Origin of the sequence: Burkholderia humptydooensis (assembly GCF_001513745.1) — a bacterium.
In the GTDB taxonomy this organism is placed as follows: Bacteria; Pseudomonadota; Gammaproteobacteria; order Burkholderiales; family Burkholderiaceae; genus Burkholderia; species Burkholderia humptydooensis.
Map to the genome: position 1 here is coordinate 260,958 of NZ_CP013380.1, position 20,247 is coordinate 281,204.

The following is a 20,247-nucleotide window of genomic DNA, read 5'->3' on the forward strand; positions in this document are numbered from 1 at the left end:
GAAAGCATTGATTAAAAACATGATTAAAATCGCTTTCCCAATCATTAAGCATGCCTTTCATTTTCCGCATTCATTCTTCATCCGAATAGGCGCAAACCCTTATGTGGAGCGGGTTTGCGGCCGGCGATCCCGGCCTTGAAAAAAGGCGACATCGGTAGTCATCCCAGTTCTCTAAAAATATCCTACTGATAAATTTGATCACCTACACTTGCGCGCAAGCACGTGAAGGCCGCCCCGCATGCGGTGCATCGCGCGCTTAATTGGTGCAGGTGGATAAAGCAATGCAGCCGGCGAATGCCCAGTGATTTTTGTCGAGCACGGGGATCGGTGCGGGGCGTCGGTGAAAGTGTTTTCTTGGGATTGAAACTGGAGACTTACATGAATATCAAGATGCAAAAGCTGCTGCCGATCAGCGCGGCGGCTATGCTGTTGGCTGCAGCCGCCACGAACGCTGCCGCCGACCAGGTCGTCAAGATCGGCCATGTCGCACCGTTGACGGGCGGGATCGCCCACCTTGGTAAGGACAACGAAAATGGTGCGCGCCTCGCGGTCGAGGAGATCAACGCAAAGGGTCTCATGATCGGCGGCCAGAAGGTGACGCTCCAGCTCGACGCACAGGACGACGCGGCCGACCCGCGCACCGCAACGCAAGTCGCGCAGAAGCTCGTCGACGACAAGGTCGTCGCGGTCGTCGGCCACCTGAACTCGGGGACGTCGATCCCGGCCTCGAAGATCTACAGCGATGCGGGCATCGTGCAGATCTCGCCGTCGGCGACGAATCCGGCGTACACGCAGCAAGGCTTCAAGACGACCTACCGCGTCGTCGCGACCGATGCGCAGCAGGGCCCGGCGCTCGCGAACTACGCGCGCTCGAAGGGAATCAAGAGCGTCGCCGTCGTCGACGATTCGACGGCCTACGGGCAGGGTCTTGCGAACGAGTTCGAGAAGAAGGCGAAGGCGCTCGGCCTGAAGGTGGTGTCGCATGACGCGACGAACGACAAGGCGGTCGATTTCCGCGCGATCCTGACGAAGATCAAGGGTGAAAATCCGGATGCCGTGATGTACGGCGGCATGGACGCGACGGGCGGCCCGTTCGCGAAGCAGGCGAAGCAGCTCGGCCTGCGCGCGAAGATCTTCGCGGGCGACGGCGTCTGCACGGAAAAGCTCGCGGACCTCGCGGGCGATGCGACTGACAACGTCGTGTGCTCGGAAGCGGGCGCGTCGCTGGAAAAAATGCCGGGCGGCGCGGCGTTCAGGGCGAAGTACGAGAAGCGCTTCGGCCAGCCGATCCAGATCTACGCGCCGTTCACGTATGACGCGGTATACATCATCGCCGACGCGATGAAGCGCGCGAACTCGACGGACCCGGCGAAGATCGTCGCGGCGATGCCGAAGACGAACTACACCGGCGTGATCGGCACGACGACCTTCGATTCGAAGGGCGACCTGCAACACGGCGTGATTTCGCTGTACGACTACAAGAACGGCAAGAAGTCGTTCCTGGACGAAGTGAAGATGTAACCGCCTGAGCGGCCGACGGAGGGGGCGAGGCGCGCATGCCCGAAGGCATGCGCGCCTCGTTTTTTTTTCGATGCGGAAAGCGCGCGATGCGCGCGGCGGCCGATGGCCGATTGAACGCCGTTCCGCCGCTGCGCCGGGGCGTCGCCTCGCGGGCTCGCCGATTGCCGGGTCAGATCTTCAGCCGGCTCAACGCCTTCGGCGCGACGATTGCGACGAGCGCCGCGCACAGCGCAACAATCGACAGCCCGACCGACAGGTTGGCCGCCTGCGTGACCGCGCCGATCGCAACCGGCCCGAACAGCATCCCGAAGTACGCGAGCCCCGCGACGTGCGCGAGCCCTTCGGCCGCATGGATGCCTTCGACCCGCGCGGCGGCGGCGAACAGCACGGGCATCATGTTGGCGAGGCCGAGGCCCATCAGCGTGAAGCCGATGAGCGCGACGACAGGATACGGCAGCGCGAGCGCGCCGATCATGCCGACGCACGCGAGCGTCGCGCTCGCGCAGACGAGCTGCGGCGCGCCGAAACGTGCGCGGACCGCATCGCCCGCAAAGCGCGCGGCGGCCATGCCGCCCGAGAACGCCGCATAGGCGGCGCTCGAGAATGCCGGCGACGCCAGGACGACGTCGCGCATGTAAACAGTCGCCCAGTCGTACATCGCGCCTTCGGCGATCAACGCGACGAGTGCGATCGCACCGAGCGCCCACAGCGCAGGCGAGCGCCAGCGGTTCGCGCGCGGGCCGCCGTGCGCGGCGGCCGCGTGCGGCGCGTGCGGCAGCACGGCCGGGCACGCGAGCCCGAGCACAAGCGCGCTCACGAGCGCGGCGAGCGCGAGATGCACGGCGCTCGCCATGCCGGCCGACAGCAGCGCGCCGCCCGCCGCCGCGCCCGCCATCCCCCCGACGCTGAACATCCCGTGCAGCATTGACATGATCGGCTTGCCGAATGCCGATTCGACGGCGCTCGCCTCGGCGTTCATCGCGACGTCGAGCGTCGCCATCGAGAAGCCGAACAGCGCGAGCACCGCGAGCAGCAGCGGGTAGGTCGGCACGACGAGGATCAGCGCGCCGCACGCGGACATCGCGAGGCCGCCCGCGAGGCACGCGGTGCGCGATCCGACGCGCGCGATCCAGCGCGCGTTGGTCGTCATCGCGACGATTGAGCCGATCGCGACCGCGAGGAGTGCGAACGACAGCAGCGCGGGCGACAGCGCGAACTTGTCGCGCACCGTCGGCACGTGCACGCCCCACGAGGCATACATCATGCCTGCGACGAAGAAGAGCGCCATCGTTGCCGCTCTCGCGCGCTGACGGGTGGAGGCGGGAAGCCGGCGATGGCCGGAGGCGGGCGAAGCGAGATCGGGTGACTGGTCGGGCACGGGGAAGCTGGGCGAAGGAAGGGAGAGCGGTTGCGAACAGCTTGCAAAGCTTACGCGACACTTAACGAAAACAGCGCCGATTCTAGCGGAGCGCGGAGCATCTCGCTTGCGCTGCCGGGTTGCGCATGAGATGCCGCCGGGCGCATGCTTGACGTGCGCCCGGCGCGGACGGTTGCGCCGGCGCGACCAACGTTTCGCTCTTGCAAGCAAGGATTGCGCACGTGAACATTTCCGCCGCCTTACCGCTTCATTTGCTTCACCGCAATGCGCTCGGCACGCTCGCGACGCACACGCGCGCGCCCGAAGGCTATCCGTATCCGACCGTGGTGCCGTACGCGGTCGACGCGCGGCACCGGCCGGTCGTGCTCGTGAGCGGGCTCGCCGAGCATACGCGCAATCTCGCGGCCGATCCGCGCGCCGGGTTTCTCGTCGTCGACGGTCTGGGCGACGCGGCGGGCGCGGCGGACAGCGTGCTCGAGGCGGAGCGCGCCACGCTCGTCGGCCGCTTCGAGCCGGCTGGCGCCGATCCGCACGTGACCGCGCGCTATCTGCGCTATCACCCGGACGGCGAGCGCTATCTCGCGCTCGGCGACTTCACGTTCTGGGCGCTCGCGTGCGAGCGGCTGCGCTATATCGGCGGATTCGGGCGGATGGGATGGCTCGACGCAACCGAGCTGGACGCGCTCGCGCCCGTCGGCTGTGACGACGAGCGCGCGCTATGGGACGAGTACGACGCGTCGCCGGAGCGGCGCGCGGGGCTCGAACTGCTCGGCGTCGACCGTTACGGCGCGGACTGGCGCTTGAACGGGCGCAGGCGCCGCACGCCGTTCGACGCGCCGAAAATGGATGCCGAAGCGTTGTCCGCGGCGCTGCGCGAGGCCGCCGCCGTTTCGCTCACGTAAAGCGGTTGCGCCGATTATGAGCGATTCCGCACATTGTGAGCGTATTAAACGAGATAAGACGGCGTCCATGCTTTCAATCAACGGAACCTTTCGTTTCATGAAAACTTCCAATTTCGATTGTTCGGATCAATTGCGCAGTTTGCGAGCTTAAAATATGTCCTGAATTTTGCCAATCCACTTGTAAGACTGGCGATAATTGCAAATGAAGCGGATGCTGGTCAATTTGAACAATCAAATCACAAAGTACAACATTTATTTTCTGCGATGCGGTATTCACTGAATTCTTTTTTGTGCTAACCTTTGATCCAATTATCCGAGGCATCGTTAGTTAAGATGGCAAGCCGGCTCAAGATCGGCGCCATTTGGTCAGATAAAAGGGAATTTATGTCTTCTTACAAGGACCTTCTCGCTCAGCGAGAGAAGCTAGAGAAGCAGATCGAAGAAGCCAAGTCGCGCGAATACGCGGAGGTATTGGGCGACGTCAAGCAAAAGATCGCCGATTACGGTTTCACGCTCGCAGAACTCGGTCTCGGTCGTGGCAAAGCTGGAAAGGCGGGTCGTCCCCGCGCCGGTGTCGCGGCGAAATACCGCGACCCGGAATCCGGCGCGACCTGGTCAGGCCGCGGGAAGCCTCCTCGCTGGATCGCCGGCAAGAATCGCGAGCAATTCGCAATCTGAGCGCAACCTGCCCGCCAAACACAAAAGGCCACGCCCTTTCGAGGAGAACGTGGCCTTTTGTGTTTTGAATGCCGGGCGCCGCGCCCGGCATTTGTCATAAAAGTGTCATGTTGATGCTAAATGAAAATGCGTTGCGTTTCCATAAGCGGTTGATTTTGCTTGTTTTTTTGAGCCCGCGTCGCGCGCTTTCAAGTCCGGCTTGATAGAATTGCGGTGTCCTTTGCCGCATTCGATATTTCATGTCTACGTTTTCAAATGACGACCTGGCGTCGGAAAAACAGGTCGTCGCCCGCAAGAGTACATTCGTCAGCATCGTCCTCAACGTGATTCTGGCGACGCTGCAGGTGGTCGTCGGTGTTATTGCGCATTCCCAGGCTTTGATTGCCGATGGCGTCCACTCTTTGTCGGATCTGGTTTCCGATTTTGTGGTGCTGCTCGCCAACCGGCATAGCGGCGCAAAACCGGACGCCGACCACAATTACGGCCACAGCCGTTATGAAACGGTTGCTTCATTCTTTCTCGGCGCAATCCTGATCGCGGTCGGCGTCGGGATGTTGTGGCGCGCGGGCGACCGGCTCGTGCATCTCGAAAACATCCCGCCCGTCCACGCGAGCGCGCTCGCGGTCGCGGTGGTCGTGCTGCTGTCGAAGGAGGGGCTGTTCCGCTACATGCTGCGCGAGGCGCAGCGCGTGCGCTCGGCGATGCTCGTCGCGAATGCATGGCATGCGCGTTCGGACGCCGCGTCGTCGCTCGTCGTCGCGATCGGCATCGTCGGCAGTCTTGCCGGCGTGCGTCTTCTCGACCCGATTGCCGCGGCGATCGTCGGCTTCATGGTCGCGCGGATGGGCTGGACGTTCGGCTGGGGCGCGCTGCAGGATCTGTCGGATCGCGCGCTCGACGAGAACGCGTCGGCCGAAATCCGCGCGCTCATCGTATCGACGCCCGGCGTGCGCGACGTGCACGATTTGCGCACGCGCAAGATGGGCGATTCGGCGCTCGTCGATGCGCATATCCTCGTCGATCCGATGATGTCCGTCTCCGAGGGGCACTACATCGCGGAGGCCGTGCGCGCGCGCGCGCTCACCGACCGGCGCGTGCTCGACGCGCTGATCCACGTCGACCCCGAGCACGACGTTGCGCGCCGCGCGGTGCTCGACCTGCCGCCGCGCGATCGGATCGAAGGGCAGATCGAGACGGCGCTCGAGAAGGCGGGGCTGAAGGCGAGCACGATCAACCTGCACTACCTGAGCACGGGGCTCGAAATCGACATCACGCTTGCGCCGGGCGCAAGCGGGGATCGGGAAGGCGACCACGATCCGGCCGCTCGTTTGGACATCGAAGCATTGAAGCGGCTGTTCGGCGCGCGACGCCTCAGCATTTCGCGCGCGCTCGTGTCGAGCGACGCGGCGGCGGTCGGCCGGCCGTTCTGATCGGGTCGAGCGCGACGCGGCGCGAGCGGCGCCGAAGCCGTCTGAACCTGCTCGAACCCGACTGGGCCCGCGTCAGAGCGGCAACTGCGTATCGAACTTGATCTCGCGCAGCACGACGCTCGTGCGCACCTGCGAAACGGCAGGAATCTTGAAGATCCGCTCGTGCAGGAAGATGTCGTAAGCCTTGATGTCCGGGGCGACGATCTTGAGGATGTAATCGGCCTCGCCCGTCGTGCTGTAGCACTCGGTCACCTCGGGGCAGGTCGCGATCTCCCGCTCGAACTGCTCGACGCCGCCTTCGTTGTGGCGGGTCAGGTGAACGTGCGCGAGCGCGCAGATATGGAGCCCGAGCTTCTCGCGATCGAGGAGGGCGGTGTAGCGCTGGATCACGCCGGACTGCTCCATATCCTTGATGCGGCGCCAGCACGGCGTGCTGGAGAGGCCGACCTGATCGGAGATCTCCTGCACGGAGCGGCGCGCGTCGAGCTGCAACAGGCGAAGGATTTTTTGCGAAAAGGTATCGAGGGTCACCTGCGCCTCCAAAGCGGCTACATCATTTGGCAATGGTAGAGGCGGGTGAAAAGAAAGGCAATCCGAGGCCGTTGAAACGAGCGATATTCGCTAATTTCTCGGGCCGTCGGCGGCATTTTGTGCTGATTCGTCAGCTTCTTCGACGGGCGGCGCCGACGCCTTCGCCGTCTGCAGCGCGCGCAGGTCGGCGAGCATGTTGCAGAAGAGCGCGCCTTGCTCGATCGCGTCGTCGAGCGCGATGTGCGTGTGCGGATGGTCGTCGAACCAGTGCTTCGGGAAGCGCGGCTTGATCGCCTTCCGGTACGGCAGGCCGGTGATCGCGAACGCGAGCGTCTTGATGTCGAGTGCCGACCACGAGAACGGGCAGCGCCCGGTGAAGCGCATCATGTACCAGAACATGAACGTGAAATCGAAGCCCGCCGGCATCGCGACGAACACCGGCTTGCCGGGCAGCGCCTCGACCCATTCGACGTACGCGGCGAGCGCCGCCTCCGGCGCCTGCAAATCGCGCCGGCATGCGGCCCACGCTTCGGGCTGCGTCCTCCACCAGGCATCCTGCACCGGGTGAGCCGCCGCGCCCGGCAGCAGCTCGAGATTCGCGGAGAAGGTCGCGATCAACTGCTTGTCCTCGGTGAACGCGGCGGATGCGAAGCTCAGCATCGAATGCGGGCCCGGGATCGGGCCGTCCGCCTCGACGTCGGTGCTCACGTAGATTTCGCGGATCGGCATAGTCGGCGCGGCGCTCATCCCGCCACTCCGTCTGCGACGAACGGATTCGTGCGGCGCTCGTTGCCGAACGTCGACACGGGGCCGTGGCCGGGTACGAACGTGACGTCGTCGCCGAGCGGCCAGAGTTTTTCGCGGATCGAGCGGATCAGGTCCGCGTGGTTGCCGCGCGGGAAGTCGGTGCGGCCGATCGAGCCGGCGAACAGCACGTCGCCGACGATCGCGAGCCGATGCGCGCGGCTGAAGAACACGACGTGGCCCGGCGCGTGCCCTGGGCAATGATAGACCTCGAGCGTCTCTTCGCCGAACGTCACGGTATCGCCATCGTCGAGCCAGCGGTCCGGCTCGAACGCTTCGGCGGCCGGAAAGCCGAAGCGTTCGCTTTGCATCGGCAGCTTCTCGATCCAGAAGCGCTCGTCCTCGTGCGGCCCCTCGATCGGCACGCCGTAATGCGCGGCGAGCCGCTTCGCGCCCGCGCAATGGTCGACGTGACCGTGCGTGAGCAGCACCTTCTCGACCTGCACGCTCTGCCGGGCGACTTCCTGCTCGATCAGTTCGAGATCGCCTCCGGGATCGACGACGGCGGCGCGCCCTGTCTTCTCGCAAACGAGCAGCGAGCAGTTCTGCTGGAACGGCGTGACCGGAATGAGCGTGACTTTCATGGCGCGAGCGGCGGCTAAAAGCCCCGATTGTACTGGCCCGACGGATCGCCCGCCGCGCGCGCCGGTTCAATGTCGATTGTTTCGATCATAGAGAGAATCAATCATCGGAAGCGGTCGTTTTTGAGGCGACTGTTTTCGTTTATGTATAATGCGGCCCAGTGTGCGTGGAAGACCACGCCGTCAGTGGGCGTTCGGAACCTGTTTTCTTCCGGTTTCCGTGACGCCGTCAATGCAAGAGCCGCCGGTTGTCCGGCGGTGCATCCAGTGCCGATTCGTCGGTGCTCACGTCTTGTCCGGCCGGGCGCAACGCGCCCGCTGCGGCCCTGCTGCCGCGACGCCGGATGAGGCCTATGCCGCCGTTCCTGCGCGTTTGAGTTCACGACGCGCACGAACGTGGAAGCCATGTTCGATTGGCGGCATGTGGGGTCTGGTCAGGCTGCCGGGGACAGGTTGCGCCAGACGTGAAAGCTAATCAGGACCGGTTGCGGCAGAACGTGAGCCGCGCCAGATGCAAGCCGCCCGCGCGCGAGCGCGACTGGGGCATGCATGTCCGTCCGGATCGCATTCGTGGCGACGCGATCCGTACAAGCAGGCGACACGTCGATGAGATTTCGATTACCGAGACACCTCGGGACTCTAGCTGTATTTTTCGCGCTGACGGGCTGCGCGGTGCCGCCGAACGCACCGACGTCCGAACAGGCGAAAGGCGCCGCGGCGAAGGACGCGCTGCGCACGGCCGCGTCAGGCGCGGCCAACAACAATAAGGAATCGGCGGGCGCGCCGCTGAACTTCGACACGGCGCTCGCTTCGATGCCCGCCGCCGGCTCGCAGGACGCATCGCGCCCGTCGCTTGCGGACGCGAAGCCGATCGACGCCGCGGACGTTTCGGATTTCCGCCAGACGGGGCGCGCATCGTGGTACGGCAAGGGCTTTCACGGCCGCCGCACCGCGAACGGCGAACGCTTCAACATGAACGAGCTCACGGCCGCGCACCGCACGCTGCCGCTCGCGTCGTACGTGCGCGTGACGAACCAGGCGAACGGCAAGTCTGTCGTCGTGAAGATCAACGATCGCGGACCGTTCTCGCGCGGCCGGATCCTCGATCTGTCATATGCGGCGGCGAAGGTGATCGGCCTCGTCCACGCGGGCACCGCGCGCGTGAAGATCCAGGGGCTGTCGCCCGAAGAGGCGCGCGTCGCGCGCGACGAGACGCTCGCGTCGAACCTCACGAAGTAATCGCGGCAAGGGCGGCGCATCGGCCGCCCGGACGAGACGATCGAACGCATGCGAAAGGGGCCGCTTCATGCGGCTCCTTTCGCTTGTGCGGCGAATCCTTACTCCTCTTCTTCTTTCTTCAGCGCGAGCGCGCGCGCATAGAGCGCGTTGCGCGACGCGCCTGTCAGCGCCGCCGCGAGCTTCGCCGCACTCTTGACCGGCACTTCGTCGAGCAGCAGCTTGAGCAGCGCGTCGTGCCCGCGTTCATCATCGTCGCGCTCATCCTGCGGCGCGCCCTCGACGACGAGCACGAACTCGCCGCGCTGCCGGTTCGCGTCCGCGCGCAGCCACGTTGGCCCTTCGGCCAGCGTGCCCTCGAACAGCTCCTCGTGTAGCTTGGTGAGCTCGCGCGCGATCAGCAGCCGGCGGTCGCCGCCGAGCGTCGCCGCGAGCGCCTCGACCGTCTCGACGATCCGGTGCGGCGCTTCGTAGAACACAAGTGCGTATGGATGCGTCTTCAGCGGCTGGAGCGCCGCGTCGCGCTGCTTCGGCTTCGGCGGCAGAAAGCCCGCGAACGTGAATGCGCCCGCCCAGGCGCCCGCCACGCTGAGCGCAGCGGCGGCCGCGTTCGCGCCCGGCAGCGGGATCACGCCGAAGCCGGCGGCGCGCACGGCGTCGACGAGTTTCGCGCCGGGGTCGGAAATGCCGGGCGTGCCGGCGTCCGACACATACGCGATCCGCTCGCCTGCGCGCAGGTGATCGATCAGCTTCGCGGCGGCCGCGCGCTCGTTGTGCTCGTGCACGGCGACGAGCGGCTTCGAGATTCCGTAGCGCGCGAGCAGTTGGCCCGTGTTGCGGGTGTCCTCGGCGGCGATGCGGTCGGCGAGCGCGAGCACGTGCAGCGCGCGCAGCGTGATGTCGGCGGCGTTGCCGATCGGCGTCGCGACGACGTAGAGGGCGCCCGTCGGATAGTGCTGCGCCTGCGCGAGATCGAGGAGGGAAGTCATGACACGAAAGGCGCCCGCACGCGGCGCAAACGGAAGAAGCCCCGCATTGTGCCACGCGCGCGCGTCGCGGCAGGAGGCGGGCGATGCCGAAGCCGCGCCGCGCAACAACTTTTCGAAGGCGGCCGGGTCCGGGCGCGTCGTCGGCGCCGCGTTTGAGACGCGCGCGCAGCGCTTCCTCGAGCGCGCTGGGCTCGCGCTCGTCGCGCGCAACGTGACCGTGCGCGGCGGTGAAATCGACCTCGTGATGCGCGAGCGCGACGGCACGCTCGTGTTCGTCGAAGTGCGCGCGCGCACGAGCGGCCGCTATGGCGGTGCGGCGGCGAGCATCGGCGCGCGCAAGCGCATGCGGCTCCTGCACGCGGCGCATGCGTTCTGGGCGCGCACGGGCGGCGCGAGCGCGTGCCGCTTCGACGTCGTCGCGTTCGAGGGCGGCCGGCTCGAGTGGCTGCGCGACGCGTTTCGCGCCGACGAACCCGCTTAGCTTGTGTCGAGATGTAAGGAGATGCGGCGACGCTCGGGCGGCGGGGGCGGAGTGCGGTAAACTCGCCGCACTCACGATGCCGCGCGACGCAGACCACGCGCGCAGTACCCGATTAGGAATCGATGTCAGTCGAACGTATTCAGCAACATATCCGCGACAGCGCCGCGCTCGTTCGCGAAGCGCTTGACGCGCTGTCCCTGCCGATCGCGGCGGCCGTCGACGCGATGTTCATGGCGCTCGCGAACGGCAACAAGATCGTCGCATGCGGCGACGGCCCGTCGGCCGCCGCGAGCGAGCGGCTGGCCGCCGCGCTGATTGGCGGATTCGAGCGCGAGCGTCCCGGCCTGCCCGGGCTCGCGCTCCACACCGATGCGAGCCGCTCCGGCACCGGGGGCGACGGAGATCAGATCTTCGCGCAACAAGTGCGCACGCTCGGCCAGATGGGCGACGTGCTGCTCGTGCTCGATCCGCTCGGCGAATCGCCGCGCGTGCTGGCCGCCGTGGAGGAGGCGCGCGAGCGCGAGATGATCGTCATCGCGCTGACGGGCAACGGTGGAGGACGCCTGGGCGCGTCGCTCGCCGACACCGATATTCAGATCTGCGTGCCGTCCGAGCGGGCGGTGCGCATCCAGGAAGTTCATCTGCTGACCATCCATTGCCTGTGCGACGGCATCGACGCGATGCTGCTGGGCGAGGATTGATTCGAAGGAGAGCCGTCGATGAGTAACAGCCGCGTCAGACAGACGCTAGTCAGAACTACGCTCGTGATCGGCCTGTCGGCCGGCCTGGCCGCAACGCTGCAAGGCTGCGTGCTGGCAGTTGCCGGCGCGGCGGCGGGCGGCGGCGCGCTCGTCGCGACCGATCGCCGCACGCTCGGCGCGCAGACCGAGGATCGCGAGATCCAGGTGAAGGCGCTGACGCAGATGAACAACGGGCTGCCGGACGGCTCGCACGTGAACGTGACGGTGTTCAACCGCCGCGTGCTGCTGACGGGCGAAGTGCCGAGCGACGCCGCGAAGCAGCGCGCCGAAGAGATCGTCCGCGGGATCAACAACGTGAACGCGATCGTCAACGAGCTCGGGGTCGGGCCGGCGAGTTCGCTGTCGGACCGGGCGAACGACTCGTATCTCGAAGGCCGCGTGAAGACCGCGATGATCGCCGAGAAGGGCATCTCCGCGAACAACTACAAGGTGGTGTGCGAGCGCGGCAACGTTTATCTGATGGGTCTCGTGACGACCGACGAAGGCAGCCGCGGCGCGGACGTCGCGAGCCGTGTGCCGGGCGTCGAGAAGGTCGTCAAGGTGTTCCAGTACATCAAGCCGCAGGAAGCCCAGGCGCTGACGGCGGCGACGCCCGCGAGCGGCGCGTCGGCGGCCGCCGCGCCCGCGACGGCCGCCGAAGGCGCGACGGTCGGCGCGGTGCCGGATTCGAGCGTCACCGCGACGCCGCTGCAGACGCCCGCGCCGGTCTCCAATTCGACGAACGTGCATCCGGGCAATCCGAAGGCGGGGACGCCGTGATGGTGGCGAAGTACGTGAAAAGGATGATGGGCGGTGCCATTGCTTCGATTGTGGTGCTTGGCGGCGCGATGGCGGCCGCGCCGGCGCATGCGGATGTCGGCGATGGCCTGAAGGTCGCGCGCAGCAACGCGTGCATGGGCTGCCACGCGGTGGACCGGAAGCTCGTCGGGCCGTCGTTCCAGCAGATCGCCGAGCGATACAAGAGCGATCAGCAGGCGGTGCCGAAGCTTGCGAAGAAGGTGAAGGACGGCGGCTCGGGCGTGTGGGGCGCGATCCCGATGCCCGCGCACCCGCGGATGAGCGATGCCGACGTGCGCTCGGTCGTTCAGTGGGTGCTGGCCGGCGCGCCGTCGAAATAATCGGCGCAAATCTGTTGTCAAGTGCTGATGATGTGATGTATTATCATCGGCTGTTGGTGAGGGGCGGTAGCTCAGCTGGGAGAGCGTCGCGTTCGCAATGCGAAGGTCGGGAGTTCGATCCTCCTCCGCTCCACCAAAGAATTCAAAGGGCTTGGCCGAATGGCCAAGCCCTTTTTTTGTTTGGCCGGCTAAGACCTCCTCAAAACACTCAACTCAACAGAGCAGCGCGCCGAACCGCACAGCAGCCCACGCAACCGGCCATCGCAAACCACTTCGCGCCGCTCTCCTTCGCGAATCAATCAACCGCGCCCATACCTGCGCTCCAGCCCCGCCGCCTTCCCACCCTCCGGTTCGAGCTTCAACGCGTAATACAGCACCACGAGCAACACGAGCCAAGCCGGCCCGACATAAAGCGCGACCCGCGTGTCCGGAAAATAAGCCATCAACCCGACCACGAGCACGAGAAACGCGAGCGCCACCCAGGACCCATAAGGCCAGAACGGCATCCGGAACCGCAGCGCGCGCTCCTCCGCCGGCGCGAGGCTCGCGCGAAACCTCATCTGCGTGACGAGAATGACGCCCCACGTCCAGATCGCCCCGAACGTCGAAATCGACGTCACCCAGACGAACACCTTCTCCGGCACCAGGTAGTTGAGCAGCACGCCCACCAGCAGCGCGACCATCGAAACAAGAATCGCCCGGCGCGGCACGCCGCTTGCCGTCGCGTCGCCGAACGTGCGCGGCGCGTGGCCCTGCTTCGCGAGGTTGTACAGCATGCGCCCCGTGCTGAAGATGCCGCCGTTGCACGACGAAAGCGCCGCCGTCAGCACGACGAAGTTGATGATGCCCGCGGCCGTCCTGATGCCGAGCCGCTCGAACGTCATCACGAACGGGCTGCCTTGCGTGCCGATCTCGTTCCACGGGTAGATCGACAGAATCACGAAGAGGGCGCCGCCGTAGAAGAGCAGGATGCGCCAGAACACCGAATTGATCGCGCCCGGAATCGTCTTCTGCGGATTCTCCGCTTCACCCGCCGTCAGCCCGATCATCTCGACGCCGAGGTACGCGAACATCACCATCTGCATCGACATCAGCACGCCCTGCGCACCGTTCGGGAAGAAGCCGCCGTGCGCCCAGAGGTTCAAGATGCCGATCGGCACGCCGTGATTGCCGATGCCGAAGGCGATCATCGCGATGCCGGCCGCGATCATCACGACGATCGTCACCACCTTGATCAGCGCAAACCAGAATTCGAACTCGCCGTATGCCTTCACGGTGAGCAGGTTCACCGAGCCCATCGCGGCCAGCGCGGCGAGCGCCCAGATCCAGCGCGGCACGTCCGGGAACCAGATGCCCATGTAGATGCCGACCGCCGTGATTTCGGCGATGCAGGTGACGAGCCAGAGGAACCAGTAGTTCCAGCCCGTCAGGTAGCCAGCGAGCGGCCCGAGGTAGTTGCGCGCGTAGCGGCTGAACGAGCCGGCGACCGGCTCGTGCACGGCCATCTCGCCGAGCGCGCGCATGATCACGAAGATCACGGCGCCGCCGATGATGTACGACAGGATGATCCCGGGCCCCGCCATCTTGATCGCATTGGCCGAGCCGAGGAAAAGGCCGACGCCGATCGCGGCGCCGAGCGCGATCAGGCGCATCTGTCGTTGTCCGAGCCCTCGGTGTAGGTCGGTTTCCGTACTTCCTTTCTGCATCGGGATGTCTCCTTTGAGTTTGTGAAATCGGCAACGCATGCGTCGGCGCCGTGCGCATGCCTCGCGTCGTCTCGAGGACGGCGAGCAGGATGTGAATCGGCTGCGCGAAGGCGCGCGGGCAGCGCTTCAGGCGCGCGCGGTGCGGACGTCCCGCTTGCGCGAGCCGGCGTGACTCAAGTGGAAGATAGGGCGAACAACACGCGGTGAAGCGGTGCATGACGTCGCGCGGCGCGGTCGGCGCTCGGCGGCGATGGCGGGCGTGGTGCGCGCGTATCGGTTCGCGCGGCGAATCGGTGGATGCATCGAGCGTTGTCTCCAGCATGCATGAACAGATGCCCCTCGGTCGGAGTCTGGTATTTGGCGCTATGCTAGTGGCTGTTCGCGAGTGGATGTTCCTGTATTTGTCTTAATTTTAGTAAAAGAAACTATGGGCGTGCGAGCGCGCAGCGTCGTGCACGATACCCCGATCGCACGCGCCATCCGAACGACGACATTCACGGAGTCCGATCATGACGATCGACAGCGGTTGGGTTGCGTCTACCGGGTTGCCTGCGGCCGTCTACTGGTTCTGTTTCGGCTATGCGCTCTTTCGCGCATTCGGGCCGCGCCACGCGCGCTATCCGAAGCTGATGCGCGGTTATGCGATCGCGTGCGCCGGCGCGATGCTGTTCGGGTTGCTCGCGGCGTTCGGCGTCGAGATTCGCGCGCCCGATGCGTCGGCGCTCTCGTCGCTCGGGACGACGGTCACGTTCATCGGGATAGTCGGCGTGTTGATCGGCTGCATGTGCGAAGCGACGGTGTCGTTCGGCAAGCGCTGGGAGCGCTGATTCGGCTCCGCTTTTCGGGCTCGTTCGACTGAATGCCGGGTTCGTGCGCGTCGACTTGAAGCGGCTGTAAAAGCGAATGCAAACACAGGAAAACATTGGGCCTGCGTGCGAAGAACAAGAGTTATCCACGCCCAGCCCTGGAAATCCTTGGGATAACTCGTCGCCCAGCCTGTGGACCAAATCTTGATAAAACCGGCCTCGCTTCCGGACGCATCGAAGTTGTCCTTTGCTCGCGGCGGATATTCACGCACAGCCGATACAGTTATGGAATTGATGCCGCTCTGATCCGTCAGGGAAAACCCGGGTTGTCCACAGGAAAGAGCCGCTTTTGTTAACTTCTACTACGTATACATCCATCAATTAAAAGAATTGGAGACAAAACGGCCGACGGCGCTTGTGTCGACGCCGAAAGCAGTCGACGAGTCGAATCGAACAAAGCCGCATTGGCAGGGTTGATGAGAACTGTGTTCGGTTCGAATCGACTGGATGGAGAAAGGCGTGCCGATGCGTCGTCGCGTCGATTCGGATTCGAGCGAGCTCGCAGCCATCGAACGTTCACGGAGGCGCACAGAAACGGGCTGGCGGAAAACGTGACGTTGCGCGGCTGAATGTAGATTGCTTCCGTCGCCAAGCAGCGCGATCCGCAGCGGCGATGCGAATCGATATGCACAAGGAAAAGACGCCGAAGAGAGCGAAGCGTGCATGCGCGCATCTCCGCCGCGCGCATGCCGATGAAAAGCCCGGACAACGCGGCCGCGCTTACCGGCCCGTCGTCTCGTAATCGACGCCAGGAACCGCCCGCTCGACGAGTATGAGGTGCTCCCCCTCCGAAGTGCGTTCGACCCGCGCATCGACCGCATACGCGCGTCGGTTCGAGCACTTCGGACGGCAAGCCGTCCGCCAGCACGCCGTCCGGCCCGAGCAGCACCATCCGGTCGCAGAAGCGCGATGCGAGATTCAGATCGTGCATCGCGACGACGATGATCGCCGCGCGGCGGCTTGCCGCGTCGCGCATCGCTTCCAGCGCGAGCAATTGCCAGCGCAGGTCGAGCGCGCTCGTCGGCTCGTCGAGCAGCAGGAGCGGCGTGTTCCGCACCAGTACCTGCGCGAGGCCGACCATCTGGCGCTGGCTGCCCGACAGGCTGTCGAGCGGCTTCATCGCGAGCCGGTGCAGGCGTAACTGCTCGAACAGCCATCGCGTCTGCGCCGACTGATCAGCGTCATGAAAAGCGGCACGCCGACGAGCGCGGTGATGATGCCGATCGGCAGCACGAGGCCGCTGATGAGCGTTTTGCTGAGGATCGACGCGCCCGACAGCATGATTGCGCCCGCGAGCATGCCGCCCGGCAGGTAGTAGCGGTGATCGTCGCCGACGAGAAGTCTCGCGATGTGCGGCCCGACGAGTCCGACGAAGCCGATCGTGCCGACGAACAAAACATCACCCTGTACCCGAACGGCGGCGTGGCCGGGGCGCGCGCGAGCGTCGCGCGGCAGCGGGTCGGCATGCGGCTGCCGACGCCCGCCGCGCTGCGCCGCCGCTATCCGCTCTCGGCTGCCATCCAGACGACCGTCGACGCTGGCCGACGGCAAGTGCAGGCGATTCTCGAGCAGCGCGATCCGCGCTGGCTCGCGATCGTCGGACCGTGCTCGATCCACGATCCGCAGGCAGCGCTCGACTACGCGCTGCATCTCGCGCGCCTCGCGGATGCGGTGCGGGACGTGTTCTGCGTCGTGATGCGCGTGTATTTCGAAAAACCGCGCACGACGGTCGGCTGGAAGGGGCTCATCAACGATCCGCGCCTCGACGGCAGCCATCGGATCGACGAAGGGCTCGCGACCGCACGCCGGCTGCTGTGCGAAGTGAACGCGCTCGGGCTGCCGGCCGCGATCGAGGCGCTCGATCTCGTCACGCCGCACTACCTCGGCGATCTCGTGAGCTGGGCGGCGATCGGCGCGCGCACGACCGAATCGCAGGTGCATCGCGAGATGGCGTCGGGGCTGCCGATGCCGGTCGGATTCAAGAACGGTCGGCTTGCACGACGAAGGCTATCCGGTCGTGCTGCATACCGACGGCAATCCATACGCGCACCTCGTGCTGCGAGGCGGCCGCGACGGCCCGAACTACGATGCCGCGAGCGTCGCGGCGGCCGAGCACGCGCTGCGCGCGAACCGGCTGACGACGAACGTCGTCGTCGATTGCTCGCATGCGAACTGCGACAAGCAGCATGCGCGGCAGGTCGCGGTGCTCGACGACGTCGTAGACCAGATCTGCGCCGGCAATCGCTCGATTCGCGGCGTGATGCTCGAGAGTTTTCTCGAAGAAGGGCAGCAGTCGCTCGACGACGGGGCCGGCGCGCTGCGCTACGGCTGCTCGATCACCGATCTCTGTCTCGGCTGGGACGCGACCGAGGCGGCGCTCGTCGCCGCGCACGCGCGTCTCGCCGCTCACGTTGCGCGGCGTTGACGCGTCCGCGCGCGCGTTGCGCATCCATTCATCGAACGAACAGGAGCCTCATGTGGTGCGCGGTGCGCCGCCGCGGCTCAAGATGACCGACGCGCGGATCCGGCGGCCGTGGCTCAGCGCATTTGCGCTGTACAGCGTCATCGCGATCGCGAACAGTGCGCTCGGGTTTTACGTGATCGATTGGTTGCACGTCGACGCGCGGCACGCGGCGGTCGTCGTCGGCTATGCGCTTGGCTGCGCGGGGCTCGGCCTGATCGTGATGCAGTCGGCGGTTGCGCGGCTGCTGCGCATCGCGCCGCTGCAATGGCTGCGCTGGGGCGCGCTCGCGAGCGCGGCGGTCGATGCGCGCGAGCAGGGCGCGTGTGCGGGCACGATGTCGGCTGCGCAGGGGCTCAGCATGATCGTGGCGCCGCTCGCCGGCACCGCACTGTACGACTGGCGCCCGCAGGCGCCGTTCGCGCTGATCGGCGTGCTGCTGCTGCTCGTGGCCTGCGCGACGTGGCGAAGTGCGCGGCGCGCAGCCGCGACGCAGTGAAGGCATCGATCGCGCGCCGCTCGCTTGCGGCGATGCGCGTTGCGTGACGTTCGATGCGCGATGCGCGATGCGCATCAGACCGCGCAGCGCGCGATGTGGAAGCGCAGTTCCGACTCCTCCGGATCTCCGTCGCCGCTGCGCGGGCGATAGACGCCGATGTTCGTGCCGGACGATGCGGTGGGCGCAAGCGTGACGGTCCAGTCCGAATCGGCCGAGTACGGGCCAATCAGGACCGTCGTCGGGTTGCGTTGCGCGACGCGCGCCTGCGGTACGCGGCTCGTCAGGCAGCTTTCAACATCGCGCGGGCTGCGCGGCGATGCGACGTAGATGATCCGGCCGCTGGGCGATTCGGCCTGCGGGCCGTTCGCGGGCGAGCCTGCGCAGCCGGCGAGCGCAGCCACGGTGCCGGCGAGCGCGCAGCTAGCGAGAATCTGAGTCGATTTCATGGGCGATCCAAGGTGAGTCGTTCGGCAAAAACGCATCCGGATTCCATGCGTTTCGCGTCGGTCCGATGCGCGACGTCGCGCGAACGGCGGCGCGCCGAAACGATAGAGGAAAAATCCGATCGTGTCGCGAGCCTAACAAGGCATGCGCGTCGTTTGTGTTAAAAATTGTTTTCGATCGGGCTCGTCGTACCGCTTGCGAGCGTTCGCCGCGGCCCATTCGAGGTCGCGCGTATCGCGAGCGAATCGAATGCCGGGCGAATGTGATCGCGTCGTGCGTCACCGTATCATGCATGAAGGCACGCGGTTTCTGTCGACGTCGACCGTGCGAATTGCACGATTCACGCTCGCTCATCGAATCGCACGCAAAAAAACAATGGGCGGCATTTGACCGAGATCTGAAAGATCATTTGCCGATCATGCTATCTATTTGATCTTTCGAGCCGATATTCGAATCACCTCGAAAGACGCGCACGGCGTGTCAACGCGGCGCGCACGCGCTGCGTTATAGAGCCGGCGCACGAGCATTCATGCCGACAAAAGCCTTACGTCACGTAAGGCGCGAGCCGTGAATCTCGAACAACACCGGCGTCGGATGCGCTCCAACGCATCGTCATTAACCGGATATTTCCGTTTGGATATTCAAGGAAAAACAATGAAGAAGATCATCGCTTCGGTGGCAACCGCCGCTATCGCATTCGCTTCGGCTTCCGTGTTCGCGCAAGCGTCGGCACCGGCAGCGTCGGCACCGGCGGCAGCTTCGGCTGCGAAGCAAGGCAAGAGCAAGGCGAAGCACGAGCTGATGAAGCACGGCTCGGCGAAGACCAAGGCGAAGGCGGAAGCCGCGTCGGCAGCCGGCACGAACGGCAAGGGCGCGCAGCAGTAAGCGCCTGTCGGCGGCGGCGCATGCGTCGCCGTCGGCTCGTGACGACGAACCCCGCGTTCTCGCGAACGCGGGGTTCGTTTTTTGCGCGCGTGATCCGCGCCCGATGCACGCGTCACGCGTGCGGCGGCTTCGGCGGCGACACGTGGTCGATCAGCGCGCGCATGCGCCGCCAGTGCGAGCCCTCCCAGAACACGCGACGGCAGACGTCGCAGGTGACGAAGCGCGTGTGACGCTGCAGCACGCCTTGCGGCGCGCGGCCTTCGGCCTCGGCGGGATCGATGCGCCGCAGCGGCGCGTTGCACGACAGGCACAGCCGGAACGGTTGCGCGGCGCCGGCGAGATCGAGCCGGTCGAACAGCTCGCGCAGTTGCGCCTGCGGCTTCAGCGCGCGCACGTAGCAGCCGTGCGTGATCGTGCGGCGCTTGAGCAGCTCGCGGTCGCGCGTGAGGACGATCCGCGCTTCGCGCGCGGCGATCGCCTCGATCAGGTCGTCCGGGTAGTGGTTGTCGTACAGCGTGTCGAAGCCCGCCAGCCGCAGCAATTGCGCGAGCCCGCCGAGATGCGCGTCGGCGATGAAGCGCGTGACGCGCAGCGGCGCGGCGCGCACGCGCAGCAGCGGGCGGATGTCGATCGCTTCGAAGGTCGGGTAGACGGCGACGCGGTCGCCATCTTCGAGCGCGCGGCTGAACGGCGCCGATTCGCCGTTGACGAGAATCAGCTCGACTTCGGTGTGCGGAACGCCGAGCGCCTCGATTGCGTGCTTGACGCTCGCGCCGCGCATGCACGCGCGCTCGAACTCGCGGCGGCGCAGCGGCCGCGCGAGGAAATCGTTCAGCTCCTCGTAGAAGCGGAAAGTCACGGTGACCATCGGCCCAGTATCGCACCGCCGCACGCTTGTCGCACGTCGCGCGCGATGGCTGCCGCGAAACGGCAAATGTCGCGCGCCTGTGCTCTACTCGTGCTTTCGACGAATAAG

At 65.7% G+C, this 20,247-nt stretch carries 22 protein-coding genes, 1 tRNA gene and 3 pseudogenes; 15 read left to right on the forward strand and 11 right to left on the reverse strand.

The window, feature by feature from the left end; all coding sequences use genetic code 11:
- Positions 1 to 378 precede the first annotated feature (378 nt).
- Positions 379 to 1,521 carry a branched-chain amino acid ABC transporter substrate-binding protein gene (locus AQ610_RS01175; protein ID WP_043281838.1) on the forward strand — a complete coding sequence of 381 codons (1,143 nt, stop codon included), beginning with the start codon at positions 379 to 381 and terminating at the stop codon, positions 1,519 to 1,521.
- 169 nt (positions 1,522 to 1,690) lie between these two features.
- On the opposite strand, the gene AQ610_RS01180 is transcribed toward AQ610_RS01175, so the two are convergent.
- Positions 1,691 to 2,899, reverse strand: a complete 1,209-nt coding sequence (locus tag AQ610_RS01180; RefSeq protein WP_041861558.1) for an MFS transporter — start codon at positions 2,897 to 2,899, stop codon at positions 1,691 to 1,693.
- Positions 2,900 to 3,120: 221 nt separating this feature from the next.
- Here AQ610_RS01180 and AQ610_RS01185 point away from each other — a divergent pair, with 221 nt between their 5' ends.
- Positions 3,121 to 3,801 (forward strand): HugZ family pyridoxamine 5'-phosphate oxidase, encoded by a 681-nt coding sequence (locus tag AQ610_RS01185; RefSeq protein WP_006023797.1) that lies wholly within the window; start codon positions 3,121 to 3,123, stop codon positions 3,799 to 3,801.
- 73 nt (positions 3,802 to 3,874) lie between these two features.
- On the opposite strand, the gene AQ610_RS32285 is transcribed toward AQ610_RS01185, so the two are convergent.
- The gene (locus AQ610_RS32285; RefSeq protein WP_009913893.1) at positions 3,875 to 4,123 is read right to left on the reverse strand and encodes a hypothetical protein; all 249 of its coding nucleotides are present in this window, start codon (positions 4,121 to 4,123) and stop codon (positions 3,875 to 3,877) included.
- 62 nt (positions 4,124 to 4,185) lie between these two features.
- Between AQ610_RS32285 and AQ610_RS01190 the strand changes: the two genes are divergently transcribed.
- Both AQ610_RS01190 and AQ610_RS01195 read left to right on the forward strand, forming a co-directional pair.
- The gene (locus tag AQ610_RS01190) at positions 4,186 to 4,479 is read left to right on the forward strand and encodes an H-NS histone family protein (protein ID WP_015600403.1); all 294 of its coding nucleotides are present in this window, start codon (positions 4,186 to 4,188) and stop codon (positions 4,477 to 4,479) included.
- Between the two features lie 239 nt (positions 4,480 to 4,718).
- A complete protein-coding gene (locus tag AQ610_RS01195; protein ID WP_006023794.1) occupies positions 4,719 to 5,909 on the forward strand; it encodes a cation diffusion facilitator family transporter in 1,191 nt (396 codons plus the stop codon).
- Positions 5,910 to 5,981: 72 nt separating this feature from the next.
- Here the strand turns inward: AQ610_RS01195 and AQ610_RS01200 are convergent, their stop codons facing one another.
- The 3 genes from AQ610_RS01200 to AQ610_RS01210 all read right to left on the reverse strand — a co-directional run bounded on the left by AQ610_RS01200 (position 5,982) and on the right by AQ610_RS01210 (position 7,828).
- Complete coding sequence (locus tag AQ610_RS01200) at positions 5,982 to 6,440, reverse strand: Lrp/AsnC family transcriptional regulator (RefSeq protein ID WP_004195771.1); 459 nt, start codon at positions 6,438 to 6,440, stop codon at positions 5,982 to 5,984.
- A 90-nt stretch (positions 6,441 to 6,530) separates the two neighbouring features.
- On the reverse strand, positions 6,531 to 7,187 hold the full coding sequence (locus AQ610_RS01205) for a 3'-5' exonuclease family protein (RefSeq protein ID WP_009913891.1): 657 nt from the start codon (positions 7,185 to 7,187) through the stop codon (positions 6,531 to 6,533).
- Positions 7,184 to 7,828 (reverse strand): MBL fold metallo-hydrolase, encoded by a 645-nt coding sequence (locus AQ610_RS01210; protein ID WP_006023792.1) that lies wholly within the window; start codon positions 7,826 to 7,828, stop codon positions 7,184 to 7,186. Before AQ610_RS01210 ends, AQ610_RS01205 begins: the two co-directional genes overlap by 4 nt.
- A gap of 603 nt (positions 7,829 to 8,431) precedes the next feature.
- Between AQ610_RS01210 and AQ610_RS01215 the strand changes: the two genes are divergently transcribed.
- Complete coding sequence (locus tag AQ610_RS01215; RefSeq protein WP_009913888.1) at positions 8,432 to 9,064, forward strand: septal ring lytic transglycosylase RlpA family protein; 633 nt, start codon at positions 8,432 to 8,434, stop codon at positions 9,062 to 9,064.
- 98 nt (positions 9,065 to 9,162) lie between these two features.
- Here the strand turns inward: AQ610_RS01215 and rsmI are convergent, their stop codons facing one another.
- A complete protein-coding gene (gene rsmI / locus AQ610_RS01220; protein ID WP_006023790.1) occupies positions 9,163 to 10,050 on the reverse strand; it encodes a 16S rRNA (cytidine(1402)-2'-O)-methyltransferase in 888 nt (295 codons plus the stop codon).
- A 46-nt stretch (positions 10,051 to 10,096) separates the two neighbouring features.
- Between rsmI and AQ610_RS01225 the strand changes: the two genes are divergently transcribed.
- The 5 genes from AQ610_RS01225 (at position 10,097) to AQ610_RS01245 (ending at position 12,546) form a co-directional block, all read left to right on the forward strand.
- Positions 10,097 to 10,531, forward strand: coding sequence for a YraN family protein (locus tag AQ610_RS01225; RefSeq protein WP_009913887.1), 435 nt, complete (start codon positions 10,097 to 10,099; stop codon positions 10,529 to 10,531).
- Positions 10,532 to 10,653: 122 nt separating this feature from the next.
- On the forward strand, positions 10,654 to 11,232 hold the full coding sequence (locus AQ610_RS01230; RefSeq protein WP_006023787.1) for an SIS domain-containing protein: 579 nt from the start codon (positions 10,654 to 10,656) through the stop codon (positions 11,230 to 11,232).
- Positions 11,233 to 11,250: 18 nt separating this feature from the next.
- The gene (locus AQ610_RS01235; protein ID WP_043281834.1) at positions 11,251 to 12,051 is read left to right on the forward strand and encodes a BON domain-containing protein; all 801 of its coding nucleotides are present in this window, start codon (positions 11,251 to 11,253) and stop codon (positions 12,049 to 12,051) included.
- A complete protein-coding gene (locus AQ610_RS01240) occupies positions 12,048 to 12,410 on the forward strand; it encodes a c-type cytochrome (RefSeq protein WP_197417870.1) in 363 nt (120 codons plus the stop codon). The genes AQ610_RS01235 and AQ610_RS01240 overlap by 4 nt, the downstream gene beginning before the upstream one ends.
- 60 nt (positions 12,411 to 12,470) lie before the next feature.
- Positions 12,471 to 12,546: transfer RNA gene (locus tag AQ610_RS01245), tRNA-Ala, on the forward strand.
- A gap of 163 nt (positions 12,547 to 12,709) precedes the next feature.
- Here the strand turns inward: AQ610_RS01245 and AQ610_RS01250 are convergent.
- Entirely contained in the window at positions 12,710 to 14,116 is a 1,407-nt protein-coding gene (locus tag AQ610_RS01250; RefSeq protein ID WP_009913882.1) for an amino acid permease, read from the reverse strand.
- A 509-nt stretch (positions 14,117 to 14,625) separates the two neighbouring features.
- On the opposite strand from AQ610_RS01250, the gene AQ610_RS01255 reads away from it, so the two are divergent.
- Positions 14,626 to 14,943 (forward strand): hypothetical protein, encoded by a 318-nt coding sequence (locus tag AQ610_RS01255; protein WP_006023783.1) that lies wholly within the window; start codon positions 14,626 to 14,628, stop codon positions 14,941 to 14,943.
- A gap of 331 nt (positions 14,944 to 15,274) precedes the next feature.
- Here AQ610_RS01255 and AQ610_RS37160 read toward each other — a convergent pair.
- Together AQ610_RS37160 and AQ610_RS01265 are read right to left on the reverse strand one after the other, a co-directional pair.
- Positions 15,275 to 16,144: pseudogene (locus AQ610_RS37160) on the reverse strand (ATP-binding cassette domain-containing protein); the annotation flags it as partial.
- Positions 16,099 to 16,374 (reverse strand): annotated as a pseudogene (locus AQ610_RS01265) (iron chelate uptake ABC transporter family permease subunit); the annotation flags it as partial. The pseudogenes AQ610_RS01265 and AQ610_RS37160, both read right to left, overlap by 46 nt.
- 72 nt (positions 16,375 to 16,446) lie before the next feature.
- Here AQ610_RS01265 and AQ610_RS37865 point away from each other — a divergent pair.
- The 3 genes and pseudogenes from AQ610_RS37865 to AQ610_RS01275 all read left to right on the forward strand — a co-directional run.
- Positions 16,447 to 16,914 (forward strand): annotated as a pseudogene (locus AQ610_RS37865) (3-deoxy-7-phosphoheptulonate synthase); the annotation flags it as partial.
- A 61-nt stretch (positions 16,915 to 16,975) separates the two neighbouring features.
- Complete coding sequence (locus AQ610_RS37870; protein WP_250636945.1) at positions 16,976 to 17,407, forward strand: DAHP synthetase I family protein; 432 nt, start codon at positions 16,976 to 16,978, stop codon at positions 17,405 to 17,407.
- 52 nt (positions 17,408 to 17,459) lie between these two features.
- The gene (locus AQ610_RS01275) at positions 17,460 to 17,942 is read left to right on the forward strand and encodes an MFS transporter (protein WP_006023780.1); all 483 of its coding nucleotides are present in this window, start codon (positions 17,460 to 17,462) and stop codon (positions 17,940 to 17,942) included.
- A 74-nt stretch (positions 17,943 to 18,016) separates the two neighbouring features.
- On the opposite strand, the gene AQ610_RS01280 is transcribed toward AQ610_RS01275, so the two are convergent.
- Complete coding sequence (locus AQ610_RS01280; protein ID WP_006023779.1) at positions 18,017 to 18,388, reverse strand: hypothetical protein; 372 nt, start codon at positions 18,386 to 18,388, stop codon at positions 18,017 to 18,019.
- A 652-nt stretch (positions 18,389 to 19,040) separates the two neighbouring features.
- Between AQ610_RS01280 and AQ610_RS36710 the strand changes: the two genes are divergently transcribed.
- Positions 19,041 to 19,271, forward strand: a complete 231-nt coding sequence (locus tag AQ610_RS36710) for a hypothetical protein (protein WP_009913877.1) — start codon at positions 19,041 to 19,043, stop codon at positions 19,269 to 19,271.
- Positions 19,272 to 19,383: 112 nt separating this feature from the next.
- On the opposite strand, the gene AQ610_RS01290 is transcribed toward AQ610_RS36710, so the two are convergent.
- Complete coding sequence (locus AQ610_RS01290; protein ID WP_006023776.1) at positions 19,384 to 20,139, reverse strand: Mut7-C RNAse domain-containing protein; 756 nt, start codon at positions 20,137 to 20,139, stop codon at positions 19,384 to 19,386.
- Positions 20,140 to 20,247: the final 108 nt, after the last annotated feature.